Here is a 17,476-nt window from a genome sequence, read left to right on the forward strand (position 1 = left end):
GAAGGATCGAGGGGCCCGGCGGGGCCGCCTCCGCGGCCTCCGCGCGTGCGGGGCCGGGGCGTCATGCCCGGGCCTGCTCCAGGGAGGCCAGGTGGGCGGCGAGGTCGGCGGGGGCCGGCGAGTGCAGCACGCCGTCGATGCGGCCGTCGGCCATGACGGCGGTGGCGTGGGCGCGGGCGGCGGCCTTGGGGTCGTGGGTCACCATGACCACGGTCTGGCCGAGCTCGTCGACGACCTCCCGGAGCAGGCCGAGGATGCGCGCCGCCCCCGCCGCGTCGAGCGCCCCCGTGGGCTCGTCGGCGAAGACGACGGCGGGGCGGGCGGCCAGCGCCCGGACGATCGCGACCCGCTGCTGCTGGCCGCCGGAGAGCTCGGCGGGCCGGTGCCGCAGCCGGTCCGCGATGCCGACCCGCTCCACCAGGGACCCCAGCCACTCCCGGTCCGGTGCGCGCCCGGCCAGCCGCAGCGGCAGGGTGATGTTCTCCTCCGCGGTGAGGGCGGGCAGCAGGTTGTATGCCTGGAAGACGAATCCGACCCGGTCCCGCCGGAACAGGGTGCGCTCGGGCTCGGCGAGCGCGCCCACGTCGGCGCCGCCGATCCGCACCGTGCCCGAGGTCGGGACGTCCATCCCGGAGGCGCAGTTGAGCAGGGTGCTCTTGCCCGACCCGGAGGGGCCCATGACGGCCAGGAACGCCCCCGTCGGCACCCGCAGCGACACCCCGGCGAGCGCGGAGACGACGCCGTCGCCGTCGGTGTAGCCGCGGTGCACGTCGTGCAGGAGGACGGCGGCGTCCGGGTCGGCGGGCAGGGCCCGCGCGGCCTCTGCGGCGGCCCGCGCCGCGCGCCGCCGGATCACCGCCGCCTCCGCCGCACCGCGCGGACGGTGAGCGCGATGATCGCGATCAGGGCCGGGGCGCCGAAGCAGGCGCCGATCAGCGGGTGCGCGCCGATCGCGGAGCAGACGACGTTGCCCGCCACGCCCGCGGCCGCCACCGCCCACAGCACGGCGGTCAGCAGGGCGTCCAGCACCCCGCCGCCGGCTGGTGCGGGGGCGGGGGCCGGCTCCGGGGAGGTGTCGATGCGGAACGGGTCGGGCATGGCGGATCCTCGCAGCTCTCGAAGGCGGTCTCCGGGGCGGCCGGACGGCCGCCCCATGCCCCACGAAGCTACGGATCCGCCTGCGCCCGGGGCGATCCTGCGGCCCCGCCCATCCGCCGCCCTGCGCACGACACCCCGGTGGTGGAGCGGGCTACACCTTTAGCGTCGGCCCCGGGGCATCGCGGTCGAACACTGCGGCCGACCTGCCCGGTCCGGACCGCATCGAATCTTTACTGTCAGTGCCGGGCCCTATCCTGCGGGTCATGGGTGAAGGCGGGGCGGAAGAGGACCCGGTGTATGACATGGCCGATGCAGCGGCATCGATTCGCACCCGTCTGTACGGCAGGCGGGCCGCCCGCCGCCGGGCCGGGAAGGCATCGGCCGTACAGGAGGACTGCTCGTGAGCCATAAGCAGGGGGTGCGTTTCGAGCTGGCGCCCACCGGGGGGCAGGCGGTCGCCATGGGGCGGCATTGCGGGTTGTCGCGGGTGGTGGAGAACTTCTGCCTGGAGACGGTGCGGAAGAAGTACGCCCAGCGCAAGGCCGAGGAGAGCTACGGCATCACCGGTGACGGCCTGACCAAGGTGCCGTGGTCGGCCCCGGCGCTGGAGAGGGAGTGGCGCGCCGCCCACCCGAAGCGCTACCCCTGGTTCTCCCAGGGCGGGCTGTCCTCCCGCATCCCCAAGGAGGCGTGCCGGGTCCGGGCGGCCGGTCTGAAGAACTACTTCGCCTCCCGCGCCGGGAAGCGCAAGGGGACCCGGGTGGGGTGGCCGAGGTGGCGCAGGCGCAAGCACGGCTCCCGGTTCCGCTACGACGCCGACCGCGCCAAGCCGCTCGATGCCCGCACCGTGCGCCTCCCGGCGATCGGGGATGTGGCCGTGCGTGAGGACATGTCCTGGCTGACCGACCGGACGGCCACCGGAAGGGCGCGCATCCTCGGCGCCACCGTCCGCGAGCAGGCCGGGCGGTGGTGGGTCTCCTTCCAGATCGAAGTGGACCGCGACGACGTCGACAAACGCCGCCAGGCGCCCGATGGTGCTCCCGCCTGCGGGATCGACCTCGGTTTGAAGACCTTCGCCGTGATCAAGAGCAGCGACGGCACCACCGAGGAGATCCACGCCCCGAAACCGCTGAAGGCGGCCCAGCGGGCGCTCAAGCGCGCCGGCCGCAGGCTCTCCCGCTCGGCTGAGGGCTCCAAGAACAGGGCCAAGGCGCGCGAGCGCGTCGGGCGGCTGCACCTGCGGGTGGCCGATCGGCGGCGGGACTTCCTGCACAAGACCACCACCTGGCTGACGAGAACCAAGTCGGCCGTCGCGGTGGAGACCCTCAACGTCAAGGGAATGGTCAAGAACCGCAGGCTGTCCCGCGCCGTCACCGACGCCGGATTCGCCGAGTTCGTCCGCCAGCTGGAGTACAAGGCCGGCTGGTACGGCTCGAGGGTGTGGAGGGCCGACCGCTGGTTCCCCAGCTCGAAGACGTGCGGGGAGTGCGGGCGGATCAACCGCGTCCTGATCCTGGCCGACCGCACCTGGGCCTGCCCCGGCTGCGGCGCCGTACACGACCGCGACCACAACGCGGCCGGGAACCTCCTGGACTCGATGCTCGCCGACACAGACGCTTGACCTCAAAACCCTCGCCGGGAAGTTGCCCGGAGAGGAGAAACGCCTCGTGGAGACCGTGTGAGACCTCGCTCTTCGGAGCCGGCGGCGGTCGGTGAAGCAGGAATGAAGACCAGCGAGAGGAACGCTGAGATTCACTCAACGGTCGGAGAGGACGTCGAGCGCTGACATGCGATCAACGTAAGTGTTTCCTTACATAAAGGCAAGGGGAGGGCCACCCCTCTGCTCCGGGCCCGGCACCGCTCCGGACCAGGGCGCGGAGGGGCCGCGGCGGCGCCGGCGGGGTCAGGGGCGGCGCCGCCGCGGCCCGGCCTCACCCGCCCTTGGGGCGGACCGACTGGTGGTGCCGGAACACGTTGTGCGGGTCCCAGTCCGACTTCACCTGCTGCAGGTCCGCATAGGCGTCCTTGTAGTACAGGACGGGCCAGGGCTCGGCGGCCCCGTCGGCCTCCGGGCCCGGCAGGTCGCCGTCGGGGTAGTTGATGTAGCAGCCGTCGGTGTTGTGGTCGCCCGTACCGGAGTAGGTCTTGGGCACTCCTCCGGTGGCGCTGAACGTGGCCCGGAAGGTCCGGCGGATCCAGTCGACGTAGTCCGCCTCCTTCTCGTCCCCGGGGAACCAGTACACCTGGTACTGCATCTTCAGGATCGAGTCGCGCTGCGGCACCGCCGTCGCGGTCGCCAGCTCCGGGTCGTTGATCGCCGACCCGTAGGAGTCGATCTGGATCAGGGAGTCGGGGTTGTCGTACCTCCCCGGCTTGAACCGGTCCTCCCCCTTCCCCAGGTGGTTCCACATGGCGTCGATCTGGGCGCCGGTGAAGGGCTTGCGGATGTAGGCCGACTTGTACTTGCCGCACCGGTTCTCGCCGGAGCCGTTCAGGGACTGGGTCGCGGTGAGCCAGGGCAGCCGCCGGGGCCGCTTCATCCGGGCGATCGGCGGGTGCTCGCCCATCGTGCTCCGCTGCTCGGTGGCGGGCGGCCGGATGCCGCCGTCCACCGTGCGGATGAAGCGGTCCATGACCTCCTTCGCGCCCTCGGCGCCCGCGTCGAGCTGGACGGTCATGCCGATCTGCCCGTTGCTCACGTGGTTGAGCTTGAGCATCGCGAACAGGCGGCCCTCCGGGGTCTCCGGGTCCTGGTGCTTCTGGAAGTAGCCGCCGAACGCGGTCAGCAGGGCGTGGAAGTCGCTCTTGTCCTTGAAGTCCGCCCAGTCCCAGGCCAGGGCGCAGAGCAGCACCTCGCTCGGGGGCTTGGGGACGTCCCGGAACCAGAAGCGGGTCACCACGCCGAAGTTGCCGCCACCGCCGCCGGTGTGCGCCCACCACAGGGCCTTCTTCTTGGGGTCGTCGTCGTCCCTGGTGGCCGTGGTCAGCTCGACGCTGTGGTCGGGGCGGACGACGGCGACCTCGACCCCGTAGAGGTAGTCGACGGTGAGCCCGGACTGCCGGGACAGCAGGCCGAACCCGCCGCCGGTGATGTGCCCGCCCAGGCCCACCGAGTAGCAGGAGCCGCCGGGCAGGGCGAGGCCGGTCTCGGGGTAGAGGTGGCTGTAGACGTGCCAGTTGGTCGCGCCGGCCTCGACGCAGTACGCCTCCTTCTCCTCGTCGTAGTGCATGCCGCACATCGGGCTGACGTCGATGATCACCCCGACGTCGTCACTGCACACGAAGTCCTCGTAGCAGTGGCCGCCGGAGCGGACCGTGATGCGCCTGTCCTGCCCGTTGCCGGTCTTCTTCAGCGCCTCGGCGAGGGCCTGCCGGGTCTCCTCCGGTGTGCGGACCACCATGATCTCGCTCGGGCGGGCGATCCAGCGCTGGTTGAAGCCGCGGCTCAGCGAGGGGTAGCGCGGGTCGTCGGGTCCCACCCTGTTCTGCGCGGAAAGGGCCGTTTTCTCTGCCAATCGGACCACCTAAAAGAACAGTGTACGAGGGAAGCGGTCTCTGCCCTACCCGTCCGCGCTTCCCGCGCAATCGCCTTTTCCGACCCCCTCACCGGTTGCGGTCGACCGGTTCCCCGAAAAGGCCCGACGGACCGGTTCCGGAGGGGCCGGGAATACCGCCCTTTCTTCGCATCAGTGCAGTTCAGAGCGTCCGCACCGCCCTTTCTCCGCGAATCCGCCATTCCCCCTTCCGCCCAACGGAGGAGACATTCCGCCCGCCGAAGGGAAACGGCCATACCGCCGGCCCGGAACCGCCCTCGAATCGGCTCATCCCCCCAGGCCGCGGAAGTGCTCCAGGTCGGCGTTGGCCCCGGTGACGACGGTGGCGACCGGGCCGGGGACATCGTGCGCCTCGATCGCGGCCAGGCCCGCGGCGCCCGCCGGCTCGGGCAGCACCCCCAGCGTCTCGGCGGCCAGGTGCATCGCCGAGCGGATCCGCCCGTCGTCGACCAGGACCACCTCGTCGACCAGGGCCCGGGTGCGGCGGACCGATTCGGGGTGCGGCCGGGCGATGGTGATGCCCGCGGCGAAGGTACTGGACGGGGCGACCGGCTCCGGCACCCCGGTGCGCCAGGCGCGGGCCAGGGCGGGTGCGGCGGCCGCCCCCGCGCCGATGATCCGCACCCCGGGGGCGTGCGCCTTGACCCACCGGGCGACCCCGGTGACCAGCGCGCCGTCGCCCAGCGGCAGCACCACCGCGTCGAACCCGCCGGTGCGCAGCAGCTCCGCACCGATGGTGCCGGCGCCCTCGGCGATGGCGGCGTCCCGGCCGTCCTGCAGGAGCACCCGGTCGGGGCCGTCCTCGGCGTAGGCGGCGGCCGCCGCCTGGAAGTCGCCGCCGACCCGGTGCACCCGGGCGCCGAAGCCCTCCATCCGCCCGGTCTTCAGCGGCGAGGCGGTGGCGGGCACGAAGACCGTCGCGGTCATCCCGCGGTGCCGCGCGGCGTAGGCCACCGCCTGGCCGAAGTTCCCGCCGCCGGAGGCGCAGACCAGCTCGGCGCCGGCCGGCGCCTGCGCGGCCGCGAACCCGGCCCCGCGCCCCTTGAAGCTGCGCAGCGGGTTCAGCGTCTCCACCTTGACCAGCACCCGGCGCCCCAGCCGCTCCTCCAGGGCGGCCTCCCGGTACTGCGGGGAGTCCAGGAACACCGGGTCGATCACCTCCCGCGCCCGGGCGATGTTCTGCAGGTCCAGGTCGGCGGCGGCCTCCGGGCCGGTCTCGGTTCGGTGCTGGGGCATGGTCGCTCGGTCCCTTCCGGTCGGCGGATGCGGGCGCCGTCCTGGGCGGTCGGACCGTCCGGGGCGCTCAACGGCCACGCTAGGGCGGACGGCCCGGGCGCCGATTGAATGTTTCCGGCCCCGCGTGCAAGATTCTTGCGTGCGCACCGATCCCGACCTCGACGACCTGGACCGCCGCCTGCTCGGCCTGCTCCAGCGGGACGCCCGCCGCCCGCTGCACGAGCTCGGCGACGAGGTGGGGCTCTCGCCCAGTGCGGTGCAGCGGCGGCTGAAACGGCTGCGCGCCTCCGGGGTGATCCGCGCCGAGGTGGCCGTGCTCGACCAGCGGGCCCTCGGCGTCGGCCTGGGCTCGGTCGTGCTGGTGGCACTGGTCGACGACGACCCGGCCCGGCACGCCGCGTTCCGCGACCGGCTGCGCGCCGAACCGGCGGTGCAGCAGTGCTTCGGCATCATCGGGCAATGGGACTACGTGGTCCTGCTGCTCTCCCGGGACATCGCGGAGAACCGGGAGCTCTCCGCCGAGCTGTTCGGCCCCGGGACCGGGGTGCACCGGTACGAGACGCTGCCCGCCTACGAGACGGTGAAGTCGGGGCTGGCCCTGCCGCTGCAGCCTCCTCGCCCCCGATGATCATGACGGTGCGGCCTATCAAGGCGGCCTGTCGTCAAGTGGCCGTTGCAACGAGGAACCCGGGGAGGGGCGGGGACGGGAGGGCGCGCCGGCCGCCCGGTCGGGCGCGGCGCCCCACGGAGCGAAGCTCAAGACCAGCGGCGACGGCGCCGGTAAGGGCAGGGTGCAGGCGTCGCCCGGGCGCGGCATCTCGCGGGGCCAGGGTTCAAACCGGCGGCGAGGGCGGGAGGGGGACCGGCCGGTCGGTCCGGTGCGGCGCCTCGCGGAGCGGGGGTTCAAGCGGGCGGCGACGGCGGGAGGGGCCGGGCGCCGCGTTCACCGGCCCGGCCCGCACCCACCAGGGGGCCTTATCCCCATATGCCTGGTTCGCGGCGGGGAACGGGCGGGAGCGGCAGCGCCCTGCGCACCGCGAGAGCACCCCGATTACATCTACCAGCGAGTAGTAAGCCCCGAAGCCCCCATTGCCCCCTCCCCGGTTACCCGGAGTGGCCAAGGCGGGCCCTCCCGGCAGGGCAAATACGACATCTCGCCCCCGCGCCATCCCTCCCCGGGTTCCGGCCCCCTGCATCCCGGCCTTCCGGGCCGCTCGAACCCCCCAACACCGGCCCGACCGAGGCGATTCGGACCCCTGGAGGGCCGATCCGGGCCGGGATGCGCGCCCGGGAATCACCGGGGGGCTCTCGCGGTGCGCAGGGCACCCCACCCAACCATCACCCTACGCATTCACCCAGGTCAGGGAGGGGTAGCGGATTCAGGGGCGGCCGGCCCCGGCGCCCGGGCGACGCGGGAACGGCGAACCCGCCACCCCGGACCGCCCCGACCGCCCAGCCCGCTCTGCCGCACCCGACCGACCGGCCGGTCCCCCCACCGCCGCCCTCGCCGCCCGCTTGAGCCCCGGCCCCGTGGGGCCCGACACCCGGGCGACGCCTGCACCCCGCCCCACCGCTGCCGTCGCCGCCCGTCTTGACCTGCACTCCGCGAGGCGCCGCACCGGACCGACCAGCCGGTCCCCACCACCGCCCTCGCTGCCAGCCTGAACCGCCACCCCGTGGGGCCCGACACCCGGCCGAGGCGCCCGACCGCGCCCCTGCCCGCGCCGTCGCCGCCGGTATGAACCCTCGCTCCGCGAGGCGCCGCGCCCGGCCGACCGGCCGGTCCTCCTGTCCTCCTGTCCTCTGGTGTGCGGTGTTGGAACAGACGCTGGAAACCACCCGGTTCGATAGGGCCGCGCCGCCATGATCATCGGGGGCGGGGGGTGGAAAACCTGTTGCGCCCGGCCCCGGACGTGGTCCAACCTTGGGCCGTCTTCGGTCACCGAGAGTGAGGAGCAGCGGCGTGCGGCGGTCCTGCGGAGTCTTCGAGTCCCTTTTCCGCTCTCGAATTCCCGAGGACACCACCGCCCATGGCCCCGACCCTCAACATCGGCATCGTCGCGCATGTCGACGCCGGTAAGACCAGCCTCACCGAGCGGCTCCTGTTCGACACCGGCGCGATCGACCGGCTCGGCCGGGTCGACGCCGGCGACACCCGCACCGACACCGGGCGCATCGAGCGCGAGCGCGGCATCACCGTGCGCGCCGCCGTCGCCCCGTTCACCGTCGGCGGCACCCGGGTCAACCTGATCGACACCCCCGGCCACACCGACTTCGTCGCCGAGGTGGAGCGCGCCCTCGCCGTGCTCGACGGCGCGGTCCTCGTCCTCTCCGCGGTGGAGGGGGTGCAGGCGCACACCCGCGTCCTGATGCGCACCCTGCGCGAGGCCGGGCTGCCGGCGCTGCTCTTCGTCAACAAGACCGACCGGGCGGGCGCCCGCCCTGAGGGCGTGCTGGCCGACGTCCGGCGGCGGCTGGCGCCGAACGCGCTCGCCCTCGGCGCGGTCGAGGAGCCGGGCACGCCCGGCGCGCGCACCGTGCCGTTCTCCCTGGCCGACCCGGTGTTCGCCCTGCGCGCCGCGGAGGTCCTCGCCGAGCACGACGACGGCCTGCTGGCGGCGGTCGTGGACGACCTGCCGCTGCCGCCCGCGGCGGAGCTGGCCGAGCGGCTGGCCGCGCAGACCGCCCGGGGCCTGGTGCACCCGGTGCTGTTCGGCTCGGCGATCACCGGCGCCGGCGTGGACGCGCTGATCTCCGCCGTCACCGGCCTGCTCCCGGCGGGAGGACTCGGGGCGGAGGACCCGGAGGACGGCGGGCCGCGCGGCACCGTGTTCGCGGTCGAGCGCGCCCCCTCCGGGGAGAAGACCGGCTACCTGCGGCTCTTCTCCGGCCGGCTGGAGCCCCGGGCCCGGGTCGCCTTCGACCGGGCCGATCCGGGCTCCCCGCCGCACGAGGGGCGGATCACCCGGCTGGAGGTGGTGGGCGCCGAGACCGACCGGGGCCGGGCACTGACCGGCGGGGAGATCGGCCGCATCGGCGGACCGCCCGGCCTGCGCGTCGGCGACCGGCTGGGGCCGCCGCCACCGGGGGCGCGGGCCGCGCGCTTCGCCCGCCCCTCGCTGGAGTCGGTGGCCCGCCCGGTGCACGCCGCCGACGCGCCGCGCATGCACGCGGCGCTGAGTGCGCTCGCCGAGCAGGACCCGCTGATCCGGGTGCGCACCGTCCCGGGCGAGGGGGCGGCGGTGCTGCTCTACGGGGAGGTGCAGAAGGAGGTCATCGCCGCGACGCTGGCCGAGGACTTCGGGGTGAAGGCGGTCTTCGAACCCGGCCGCACCGTGCACACCGAGTACGTGGCCGGCGTCGGCGAGGCGGTGGAGACCATGGACTCCCAACCGCAGGACGGCTTCTGGGCCTCGATCGGGCTGCGCGTCGCGCCGGCGGCAGGGGAGGGCGTCCGGTTCACCCGGGAGGTGGAGCTGGGGGCGCTGCCGGCCGCCTTCGACCGCGCCATCGAGGAGACCGTCCACCTCGCCCTGGAGCAGGGCCTCTACGGCTGGCCGGTGGCCGGCTGCGAGGTGGTGCTGGTCCGCAGCGGCTTCTCCTCGGTGTTCAGTACGGCGGCCGACTTCCGCGCGCTGACCCCGCTGGTGCTGATGCGCGCCCTGCACCGGGCCGGGACCCGGGTCCACGAGCCCGTGCACGCCTTCGAGGCGGACGTCCCCGCCGACGCCCTGGGCCCGGTCACCGCCGCCCTGTCCCGCAGCGGCGCCCGCGTCCGCGAGTCGGCCCCGGCGGGGGAGAAGGGGGGCGAGTGGCACCTCACCGGCGACCTTCCGGCCCGCGCCGCGCACCCGCTGCAGCAGTCCTTTCCGGGCCTGACCGGCGGCGAGGGCGTCCTGGTCACCCGCCCGGTCGGCGGGGACCCGCCCCGCCGCCCCCGCACGGACGGCAACCCGCTGGACCGCGCGGAGTACATGATCTGGCTGAACAACGCCGGTTCCCGGAAGGGGTGACCTCCGGGCCGGCCTCCGGCGCCGCAGGGGAGGGGCCGCCGGCCGGGATCGGCGGCCCCTCCCGCGTACGCGGGGAGCGCGGGCCTCCGGCCTCACCGCCGCGCCTGCTCCGGCAGGGTGAGGATCTCGGCTCCGTCGTCGGTGATGGCGATGGTGTGCTCGCTGTGCGCCGTCCGGCAGCCCGTCGCGCTGCGCAGCGTCCACCCGTCGGCGTCGGTGACGAGTTCGGCGGTGTCGGCCATGATCCAGGGCTCCAGCGCCAGCAGCAGCCCGGGGCGCAGCTTGGGTCCGCGCCCGGGCCGGCCGGTGTTCGGGACGTGCGGGTCCTGGTGCATCGTCGATCCGATGCCGTGCCCGCCGAACTGGGTGTTGATCGGGTACCCGGCCTCGCGGAGGACCGTGCCGATGGCGTGGGAGATGTCGCCGATGCGGGCCCCGGGGCCGGCGGCCGCGATGCCCGCGGCCAGCGCGCGCTCGGTCGCGCCGATCATCGCGGTGTTCTCCGGGGGCTCCGTGCCGCCCACGGTGAAGCTGATCGCGGCGTCCGCGGCGACCCCGCGTTTGGCGACGGCGAGGTCCAGCGTGAGCAGGTCGCCGTCGGCGAGGGTGTAGTCGTGCGGCAGCCCGTGGAGCACGGCGTCGTTGACGCCCGTGCAGATGTAGTGGCCGAACGGGCCGCGGCCGAAGGACGGCGCGTAGTCGACGTAGCAGGACTCCGCCCCCGCCCGGTCGATCATCTCCTTGGTCCACCGGTCGATGTCCAGGAGGTTGGTGCCGGCCTCGGCGCGGCCCTTCAGCGTCTGCAGGATGTCGCCGACCAGGGCGCCCGTGTCCCTGGCCCGGGCCAGCTGGGTGGGGTCGAGGATCTCGATCATGCGGCGCCCTTCTCAAGCGGTCGATAACTAGGCTGGCCATACTATACCAGCCTTAGAATCGACGATCCGGGCGGGCCGCCGCTCACGCCCGGGCGTCGGTCCGGTCCAGGAGCAGGGCGGACGCCGCGATCAGGACCCCGGTGAGGAGCGCCGCGGCGCCCGCGATCGAAGCGGCGCCGCCCAGGGTGAGGGCCCCGGTGTCGGCGAAGGTCCCGGTGCCCAGCTGCGTCGCCCGGCCGACCAGGGCGTAGGGCAGGGCGGACGCGGCGGCGCCGGCCCCGAGCATGAGCAGCACGATCGCCCCGGCGGCGCCGAGGAACGCCATCGCGACGGGGGCGGCGAACGAGCGCATCAGCATCGACAGCCCCGACTGGAGTACCGCCACGGGCACGCACGCCGCCGCGATCACGGCGCTGATCAGGACGTACCTGCCCGGAGGCAGCCCGGGCAGCGCGAAGACCAGCTTCCCGGCCAGGACCACCGCCGCCAGCATCACCCCCTGCATCGCGGCGGCCAGCGCGGACACGACCGCGGCCTTGGCCGCCACGATCCGCAGCGCCGGGGTCGGCCCGCCCATCAGCGCGTTCCAGTTCCCGCCCCGGTGCTCGACCCGCCACACCAGGGAGGCCAGCACCCCGATGCCGACCGTGAGCGGGAACAGGCCGTAGAGGACCACCGAGCGGAGCCACAGCGTGTGCCAGCCCTCCTCCGGCCGCTCACCGGAGACGACCGTGTTGACCGTCCCGACCAGCACCAGGGCCACCGGGAGCAGCAGCACCACGACCCAGCTCAGCGAGCGCTTCACCTTGAGGAACTCGGCGCGGACGGCACCCATGGTCAATCCTCCCGTCGGTCGAACAGGGCGGTGGCGAGCAGGAACAGGGCGGCCCCCGCCGCGCCCAGGGCCGCGACGGCCGAGTGGTCCGGGGCGAGCATCACCAGGGCGCCGTCCCGGTAGTCGGCCGCCGTCGCCAGCGCGTAGTACCCCCACGGGAACGTGTGCGCGAGCCAGGGCGGCAGCCCGGTGGCGGTCGCGGCGAGCACCGACCCCAGCACCCCGAGGCCCAGCCCGACCAGCTGGTTGTCGACCCGGGCCGAGACCAGGACGTGCAGGGCGAGCAGGACGAGGTTGACCACCGCGACCGAGGCGGTGTACCCGGCCCACGCCCCCACCGGAACGGGGGCGGCGACGCCCAGCAGCACGCCCGCCCCGATGAGCAGCAGGCTCTGCAGCGCCGTCGCCGCGGACACCACGCAGCCGAGCGCGGCGAACTTGATCCGGCAGAGCCGCCCCGGGGTGATCCCGGAGGTCTGGGAGAGCAGCCAGCCGCCGCCCCGGTGCTCGATGTCGACCTGGCGGGAGGCGAGGACCGCCAGCAGCACCGGCGAGGCCAGCGGCACCGCGAGCGCCATGCTCGCCAGCAGCGGCTCCCAGGACCGCTCCCCGGCCGGATCGGCGAACGCCGGAGCGGTGACCGCGGTGAGGAGGGACAGCCCTGCCGTGCAGGCGATCAGGGTCCCCGCGACCGCCGCGACCCGCAGGCCGCGCATCTTGGCGAACTCGTTCGCCACCGCGCGCCCGATCACAGGCCACCGCCCCCGGTGAGGTCCATGAACACGTCCTCCAGCGACCGCTCGCCGCGGCGCACCCCGTGGACGTCGACCCCCGCCCCGACCAGGTGCGCGACCGCCTTCGCCGTCGCCCGGTCGTCGAGCCCGGCCAGCCGGACCGAGGTCCCGTCGAGCCGGCTCTCGAACCCCCCGGACAGCAGCGAGTGCGCGTACGCCGGGTCGGGGGTGTCGATCAGCACGTCCGGGGCGGAGCGGGCGAAGAGCTCGGCGCGGGTGCCCTGGAAGAGCAGCCGGCCGCCGCCGAGGATGCCCAGCACCGTGGCGGTCCGGTCGATCTCGCCGAGCAGGTGGCTGGAGACCATCACCGTCACCCCGTCCCCGGCCAGGCGCCGGAGCAGTCCGCGGATCTCCTCGATGCCGGCGGGGTCCAGGCCGTTGGTCGGCTCGTCGAGGATCAGCAGCCGGGGCTCGCGGGCCAGCGCCATCGCGATGCCCAGGCGCTGCTTCATGCCCAGCGAGTAGGCGCGGACCTTCTTGTCCAGGTGGTCCTGGAGCCGGACGGTGCGCACCGCGCGGGCGACCTGCCCGTCGCCGAGCCCCAGCAGGCGCTGGACCAGGCGCATGTTCTCCCGGCCGGTGAGGTGGCCGTAGCCGGGAGGGGTCTCGATGAGCGAGCCGATCCCGCCGAGCAGCTCCCGCCTGGTGGAGCGCCGCATCGGCCGGCCGCCGATGCGGATCTCGCCCGAGCTGGGCCGCACCAGCCCCAGCAGCATCTTCATGGTGGTGGACTTGCCCGACCCGTTGGGGCCGAGGAATCCGTACACGCACCCCTCCGGGATGCGCAGGTCGAGGTCGTGCACGACGGGGTGCTCCCGGTAGCGCTTGGCGAGCCGGTCGGTGGTGACGATGTCGGGCATGCACGCCACTGTGCCGGGGCCCGGCCGTGCGGATCGTCTGCCCGGCGGCGGATCTTCGCCCTCCTGCCGAGGGAGGAGGGCGGCGCCCGCGTACGCCCAGGGGCATAGGCGGCCGGGCACCGCCCGCAGGCGAGGGGCGGGGGAGAGCGGCCTCGGGGCCGGCGGCGCCTGCGGTCAGGGCTCGCCGGCCTCCACCAGGCCGGTCTCGTAGGCCAGCACCACCGCCTGCACCCGGTCGCGCAGGTCGAGCTTGGTGAGGATCCGGCCCACGTGCGTCTTGACGGTGCCCTCGGACACGACCAGGTGTGCGGCGATCTCCGCGTTGGACAGGCCCCGCGCGACCAGGCGCAGCACCTCGTGCTCCCGGGGGGTGAGCCCCTCGATCCGCCGGCCGGCCGGGGCCGGGGACAGGGCCGGGGAGGGCTCGCCGCTCCCGGACGCCCCGCTCCCGGGCCTCGGGCCCCCGGTGAAGTGGTGCAGCAGGCGGCGCGTGGTGCTGGGGGCGACCACCGCGTCGCCGAGGTGCACGCGGGTGATCGCCGAGACCAGCTCGTCCAGGGGCGCGTCCTTGACCAGGAAGCCGCTCGCACCCGCCCGGAGCGCGTCGTAGGCGTATTCGTCCAGATCGAAGGTGGTCAGGATGAGCACCCGCGGCCCGCCGCCCGCGGTGATCCTGCGGGTCGCCTCGACGCCGCCCATCCGCGGCATCCGGACGTCCATCAGCACGACGTCGGCCCGGACGGTGCGGAGCAGCTCCAGCGCGGAGTCGCCGTCGCCGGCCTCGCCGACGACCTCGACCTCCGGCCGCTCCTCCAGGACCATCCGCAGCCCGAGCCGGACCAGCTGCTGGTCGTCGACCAGCACGAGGCGTATCGTCACTTCTTCCCTCCGGTCGGCAGTACCGCCACCACCTCGAACCCGCCGCCGGGCCGCGGCCCGGCCCGGAACCGCCCGTTGTGGGCGGCGACCCGCTCCCGCATCCCGGCCAGGCCGTGGCCGCCGCCGGTCCCGCCGCCGGCGCCATCGACACCGTCGGCGCTGTCGGTACCGTCGCGGGCGGCGTCCGCGCCGCGCCCGTCGTCGGCCACCCGCACCTCGACCTCCCCGGGCCGGTGCCGCAGCTCGACGTCGACCCGGCTCAGCCGGGGGCCGGCGTGCCTCCTGGCGTTGGTGAGCGCTTCCTGCACGACCCGGTACACGGCCAGGGCGAGGCCGGCGGGCGGCTCCTCCGCGGGCTCCCCGGCCGTGGTCAGCCGCACCGGGAGGCCGGAGGCCCGGGCCTCCTCGACCAGGTGCTCGATCCGCGCGGCCCCGGGCGGGGGCGCGTCCGGGCCGGGTTCCCCGCTCCGCAGCACGTCCAGCATCCGGCGCATCTCGGCCAGCGCGCCGCGGCCGGCGTCCCGCACGGCCAGCATCGCCTGCTCCGCGCGCTCCGGCTCGCTGCGCACCTTCAGCGCTGCGCCCTCGGAGAGCAGCACGACCGCGCTCAGACCGTGCGAGACGACATCGTGGATCTCCCGGGCGATCCGGGCGCGCTCGGCGGCGGCCGCGATCCTCGCCCGGGCCTCCTTCTCCCGCTCCAGCTGCAGTGCGCGCTCCCGCAGTCCGGCGGTGTGCTCGCCCCGGACGCGGACCAGCGTGCCCCACGTCCACGCCCACACGGCGGCGAGGAGCAGCAGCCCCAGGTCGCCGATGGACAGGTGGTACTCGTCCAGCCGGGGCCCCAGCGAGACCAGCAGCCAGAGCACCACCGCGCCGGCCGCCGGGACCGAGACCGGCCACCGGAAGCGCACGGCGACGTTGTAGAGCGCGAACGCCGCCATCACGTCGGCCGCGAGGGGCCCGACGCCGAGCGCCGTCTGCACCCAGGCCGCCAGCAGGACGGCCCCGAACACCGGAAGCGGGTACCTCCGGCGGAGGAGGTAGGGGGCGCACAGGCCGAGCGGGAGCAGCAGCCACGCGCCGGAGGGCAGATCCGCCGGGAGGTAGCCCGCCTGGACCGGCAGGTTGTAGGCGAACACCGCCGCGGTGAGCAGGGCGTCGAAGGCCCACTGGTGCCGGCGCAGCCACGCCCCCGGGGCGCCGTCCGGGTCCGCGACGGCCTGCGCGCCGTGACGCGGACGCCGAGTCCTCGTCGTCCTCGTCTCTCCCGTCATCCGCCGGGAGTCTACCGCTGCGGCCGCCTGCCGCTCCGTGCGCATGCGGGCGGCCCAGGGCCCCGGTCGGGGCCGCCCGGACCGGTTCCCCTCCGGGGCCGAGGGCGGGCGGTTCGGCGCCCCCGGCGCCCTCTGCGGTCTGCAGTGCAACAGGACGTTGACAGCGGCCGAGGGCGGCTCTACCGTCGCCTGAAATAAACAGGAAAGTTTCCTGTCAATTAAGGGGGGCCTGCAGGCCCGGACCCTCGGAGTACTTCTGTGCGACGTTTTCCCCGCTCCTCCGCCACCGCCGCCACGACTCCACCCCCGGTCCCGACCTCACCGCGCACCGAGGCCGCGACCACGCCGGACACCTCCGCCGGAACCACCGCCCGCGCCGCATCCCGCACCGCCCGGCCGGTGCTGTGGGGCGCCCGGCTGCTCGCCCGGTACGGCATCGGCCTGATGCAGGTCAGCCTGGGCACGACCTTCCTGGTGTTCGGCGCGCTCAAGTTCTTCCCCGGGGCGAGTCCCGCCGAGGACCTGGTGGTGCCCACCGTCGAAACGCTCACCTTCGGACTGCTGACCGGGGGCGCCGCGATGGCGGCCACCGCGGTCGTCGAATGCTTCATCGGACTCACCCTGATCACCGGGAAGCTGCTCAAGACCGGCCTGGCCGTCCTCGCCGCCGCACTGGTGGGGATCCTGTCGCCACTGGTGCTGCTCTTCGGCGAGCTGTTCCCGGGCGGCGTCCCGACGCTGGAGGCCCAGTACGTCTTCAAGGACATCGTGCTCGCCGCCGGGGCGCTGGTCGTCGCCGCCGGAGCCCTGGGCGCCCGCCTCGTCCCGCCCGCCGCCCCCGACCAGGACTCATCCGCCGTCCTGCCCCAGGACCCGGCGGCCCCGGCCCAGGTCCCGGCGTCGGCCCCGGGGGAGGGGCGGCCGGCCGCGCCGCCCGTCCCCCTTCCCCGAGCACCGCGAACCCCCGGCCGGCACCGGGCGGCCCCACCTCAGCCCCGCACGGCCGGAGCGGACCGCTCCGACCGGCGCACCCAGGAAGAACACCGACCACTGCGAACCGAACCGGGCGGGCAGGCCGCCCAGTCCGGGCCCGGCGAAGCCAACGACCGGTTCAGCCCGGCTCGCCCCCTCCAGGAGCGGTGAGCAGGTCGGCACTGCCGGCCCCCTGGTCGATCGAGCCGGCAAGCGGGCGACCCCGCAGATCCGATGGCGGCGTTTGCCCGGGTGAAGCGGTCGACGACGGCAGCGGCAGGGGCAAGGTCCAGGCATCACCCGAGCGCGGCGCCCCGCGGAGCGGGGGTCAATACGGGCAGCGACGGCGGGAGGGCGTGCCGGCCGGTCGGGCGGGCGCGCCCTCTCGCGGGGCCGGGCTTCAAGCAGGCGGCGACGACGGGCAGGGCACCGGCCGGTCGGTCCGGCGCGGCACCCCACGGAGTGAGGGTTCAAGCAGCGGCGACGGCACGGGCAGGGCCGGGGCGAAGGCGGCCACCCGGGCGCGGCGCCCCGCGGAGCGGAGGCTAAGACGGGCAGCGACGGCAGGAGAGCGTGCCGGCCGGTCACCCAGGCGCGGCGTCTCGCGGAGCGAAGGTCAAGACGGGCAGCGACGGCAGCGGTAGGGACGGGGCCGGGCGCCCCAGCCGGGTGCGGCGCCTCGCGGAGCGGGGGTTCAAGCAGGCGGCGAGGGTGGGGAGGGGGACCGGCCGGTCGGTCGGGTGCGGCGCCTCGCGGAGCGGGGGTTCAAGCGGGCGGCGAAGGCGGCAGTGGGCCGGGCGCCGCGTTCACCGGCCCGGCCCGGCGCGCGCTCCCGCCAGGGGGTGGCCTTATCCCCTATGCCCGGTTCGCGGCAGGGAACGGGGGCAGGCGGGGGCGCTCTGCGCACCGCGAGAGCACCCCGATTACATCTACCAGCGAGTAGTAAGCCCCCAGGCCCCCATCGCCCCCTCACCGATCACCCAGAGTGGCCAACCGAGGGGACGAATACGACATCTCGCCCCCACCTCTGCCCCTCCTGGGTTCCGGCCCCCTACTTCCCGGCCTTCCGGGCGGCTCGAACCC

The 17,476-nt window shown here is 74.9% G+C and carries 14 protein-coding genes; 4 read left to right on the forward strand and 10 right to left on the reverse strand.

Annotated features, from left to right (window positions below; translation table 11 throughout):
- Window positions 1-61 precede the first annotated feature (61 nt).
- Together D459_RS0103795 and D459_RS0103800 are read right to left on the reverse strand one after the other, a co-directional pair.
- Complete coding sequence (locus D459_RS0103795) at window positions 62-856, reverse strand: ABC transporter ATP-binding protein (protein WP_017591667.1); 795 nt, start codon at window positions 854-856, stop codon at window positions 62-64.
- A complete protein-coding gene (locus D459_RS0103800) occupies window positions 853-1,098 on the reverse strand; it encodes a hypothetical protein (RefSeq protein ID WP_017591668.1) in 246 nt (81 codons plus the stop codon). Before D459_RS0103800 ends, D459_RS0103795 begins: the two co-directional genes overlap by 4 nt.
- 400 nt (window positions 1,099-1,498) lie before the next feature.
- On the opposite strand from D459_RS0103800, the gene D459_RS0103805 reads away from it, so the two are divergent.
- On the forward strand, window positions 1,499-2,719 hold the full coding sequence (locus D459_RS0103805; RefSeq protein ID WP_026120030.1) for an RNA-guided endonuclease InsQ/TnpB family protein: 1,221 nt from the start codon (window positions 1,499-1,501) through the stop codon (window positions 2,717-2,719).
- 310 nt (window positions 2,720-3,029) lie between these two features.
- Here the strand turns inward: D459_RS0103805 and D459_RS0103810 are convergent, their stop codons facing one another.
- Together D459_RS0103810 and D459_RS0103815 are read right to left on the reverse strand one after the other, a co-directional pair.
- Window positions 3,030-4,613, reverse strand: a complete 1,584-nt coding sequence (locus D459_RS0103810; RefSeq protein WP_051065306.1) for an FAD-dependent oxidoreductase — start codon at window positions 4,611-4,613, stop codon at window positions 3,030-3,032.
- 306 nt (window positions 4,614-4,919) lie between these two features.
- The gene (locus D459_RS0103815; RefSeq protein ID WP_017591671.1) at window positions 4,920-5,888 is read right to left on the reverse strand and encodes a threonine ammonia-lyase; all 969 of its coding nucleotides are present in this window, start codon (window positions 5,886-5,888) and stop codon (window positions 4,920-4,922) included.
- Between the two features lie 139 nt (window positions 5,889-6,027).
- Between D459_RS0103815 and D459_RS0103820 the strand changes: the two genes are divergently transcribed.
- Together D459_RS0103820 and D459_RS0103825 are read left to right on the forward strand one after the other, a co-directional pair.
- A complete protein-coding gene (locus D459_RS0103820; RefSeq protein ID WP_017591672.1) occupies window positions 6,028-6,516 on the forward strand; it encodes an Lrp/AsnC family transcriptional regulator in 489 nt (162 codons plus the stop codon).
- 1,402 nt (window positions 6,517-7,918) lie between these two features.
- On the forward strand, window positions 7,919-9,901 hold the full coding sequence (locus D459_RS0103825) for a GTP-binding protein (protein ID WP_017591673.1): 1,983 nt from the start codon (window positions 7,919-7,921) through the stop codon (window positions 9,899-9,901).
- A 92-nt stretch (window positions 9,902-9,993) separates the two neighbouring features.
- Here the strand turns inward: D459_RS0103825 and map are convergent, their stop codons facing one another.
- From map to D459_RS0103855, 6 genes are all read right to left on the reverse strand, one after another.
- On the reverse strand, window positions 9,994-10,776 hold the full coding sequence (gene map, locus D459_RS0103830; RefSeq protein ID WP_017591674.1) for a type I methionyl aminopeptidase: 783 nt from the start codon (window positions 10,774-10,776) through the stop codon (window positions 9,994-9,996).
- 82 nt (window positions 10,777-10,858) lie between these two features.
- Entirely contained in the window at window positions 10,859-11,611 is a 753-nt protein-coding gene (locus D459_RS0103835) for an ABC transporter permease (protein ID WP_017591675.1), read from the reverse strand.
- A 2-nt stretch (window positions 11,612-11,613) separates the two neighbouring features.
- Window positions 11,614-12,348 carry an ABC transporter permease gene (locus tag D459_RS0103840; RefSeq protein WP_241484952.1) on the reverse strand — a complete coding sequence of 245 codons (735 nt, stop codon included), beginning with the start codon at window positions 12,346-12,348 and terminating at the stop codon, window positions 11,614-11,616.
- Window positions 12,349-12,359: 11 nt separating this feature from the next.
- Window positions 12,360-13,265: an ABC transporter ATP-binding protein gene (locus D459_RS0103845; RefSeq protein WP_017591677.1), complete on the reverse strand. Its 906-nt coding sequence runs from the start codon at window positions 13,263-13,265 to the stop codon at window positions 12,360-12,362.
- 174 nt (window positions 13,266-13,439) lie between these two features.
- Complete coding sequence (locus tag D459_RS0103850; RefSeq protein ID WP_394296689.1) at window positions 13,440-14,087, reverse strand: response regulator; 648 nt, start codon at window positions 14,085-14,087, stop codon at window positions 13,440-13,442.
- A gap of 53 nt (window positions 14,088-14,140) precedes the next feature.
- Window positions 14,141-15,421, reverse strand: a complete 1,281-nt coding sequence (locus D459_RS0103855; RefSeq protein ID WP_017591679.1) for a sensor histidine kinase — start codon at window positions 15,419-15,421, stop codon at window positions 14,141-14,143.
- 258 nt (window positions 15,422-15,679) lie between these two features.
- Here D459_RS0103855 and D459_RS36490 point away from each other — a divergent pair, with 258 nt between their 5' ends.
- Complete coding sequence (locus D459_RS36490) at window positions 15,680-16,564, forward strand: hypothetical protein (RefSeq protein ID WP_017591680.1); 885 nt, start codon at window positions 15,680-15,682, stop codon at window positions 16,562-16,564.
- The last annotated feature ends 912 nt before the right edge of the window (window positions 16,565-17,476 follow it).

Source organism: Nocardiopsis potens DSM 45234, from assembly GCF_000341105.1.
GTDB lineage: Bacteria > Actinomycetota > Actinomycetes > Streptosporangiales > Streptosporangiaceae > Nocardiopsis_A > Nocardiopsis_A potens.

Bases quoted from the DNA above. Each gene is read 5' to 3' on its own strand.
- D459_RS0103800 (WP_017591668.1), bottom strand. From the start codon at position 1,098: ATGCCCGACCCGTTCCGCATCGACACCTCCCCGGAGCCGGCCCCCGCC.
- D459_RS0103815 (WP_017591671.1), bottom strand. From the start codon at position 5,888: ATGCCCCAGCACCGAACCGAGACCGGCCCGGAGGCCGCCGCCGACCTG.
- D459_RS0103825 (WP_017591673.1), top strand. From the start codon at position 7,919: ATGGCCCCGACCCTCAACATCGGCATCGTCGCGCATGTCGACGCCGGT.
- map (WP_017591674.1), bottom strand. From the start codon at position 10,776: ATGATCGAGATCCTCGACCCCACCCAGCTGGCCCGGGCCAGGGACACG.
- D459_RS0103835 (WP_017591675.1), bottom strand. From the start codon at position 11,611: ATGGGTGCCGTCCGCGCCGAGTTCCTCAAGGTGAAGCGCTCGCTGAGC.
- D459_RS0103845 (WP_017591677.1), bottom strand. From the start codon at position 13,265: ATGCCCGACATCGTCACCACCGACCGGCTCGCCAAGCGCTACCGGGAG.
- D459_RS0103850 (WP_394296689.1), bottom strand. From the start codon at position 14,087: ATGGTCCTGGAGGAGCGGCCGGAGGTCGAGGTCGTCGGCGAGGCCGGC.
- D459_RS0103855 (WP_017591679.1), bottom strand. From the start codon at position 15,421: ATGACGGGAGAGACGAGGACGACGAGGACTCGGCGTCCGCGTCACGGC.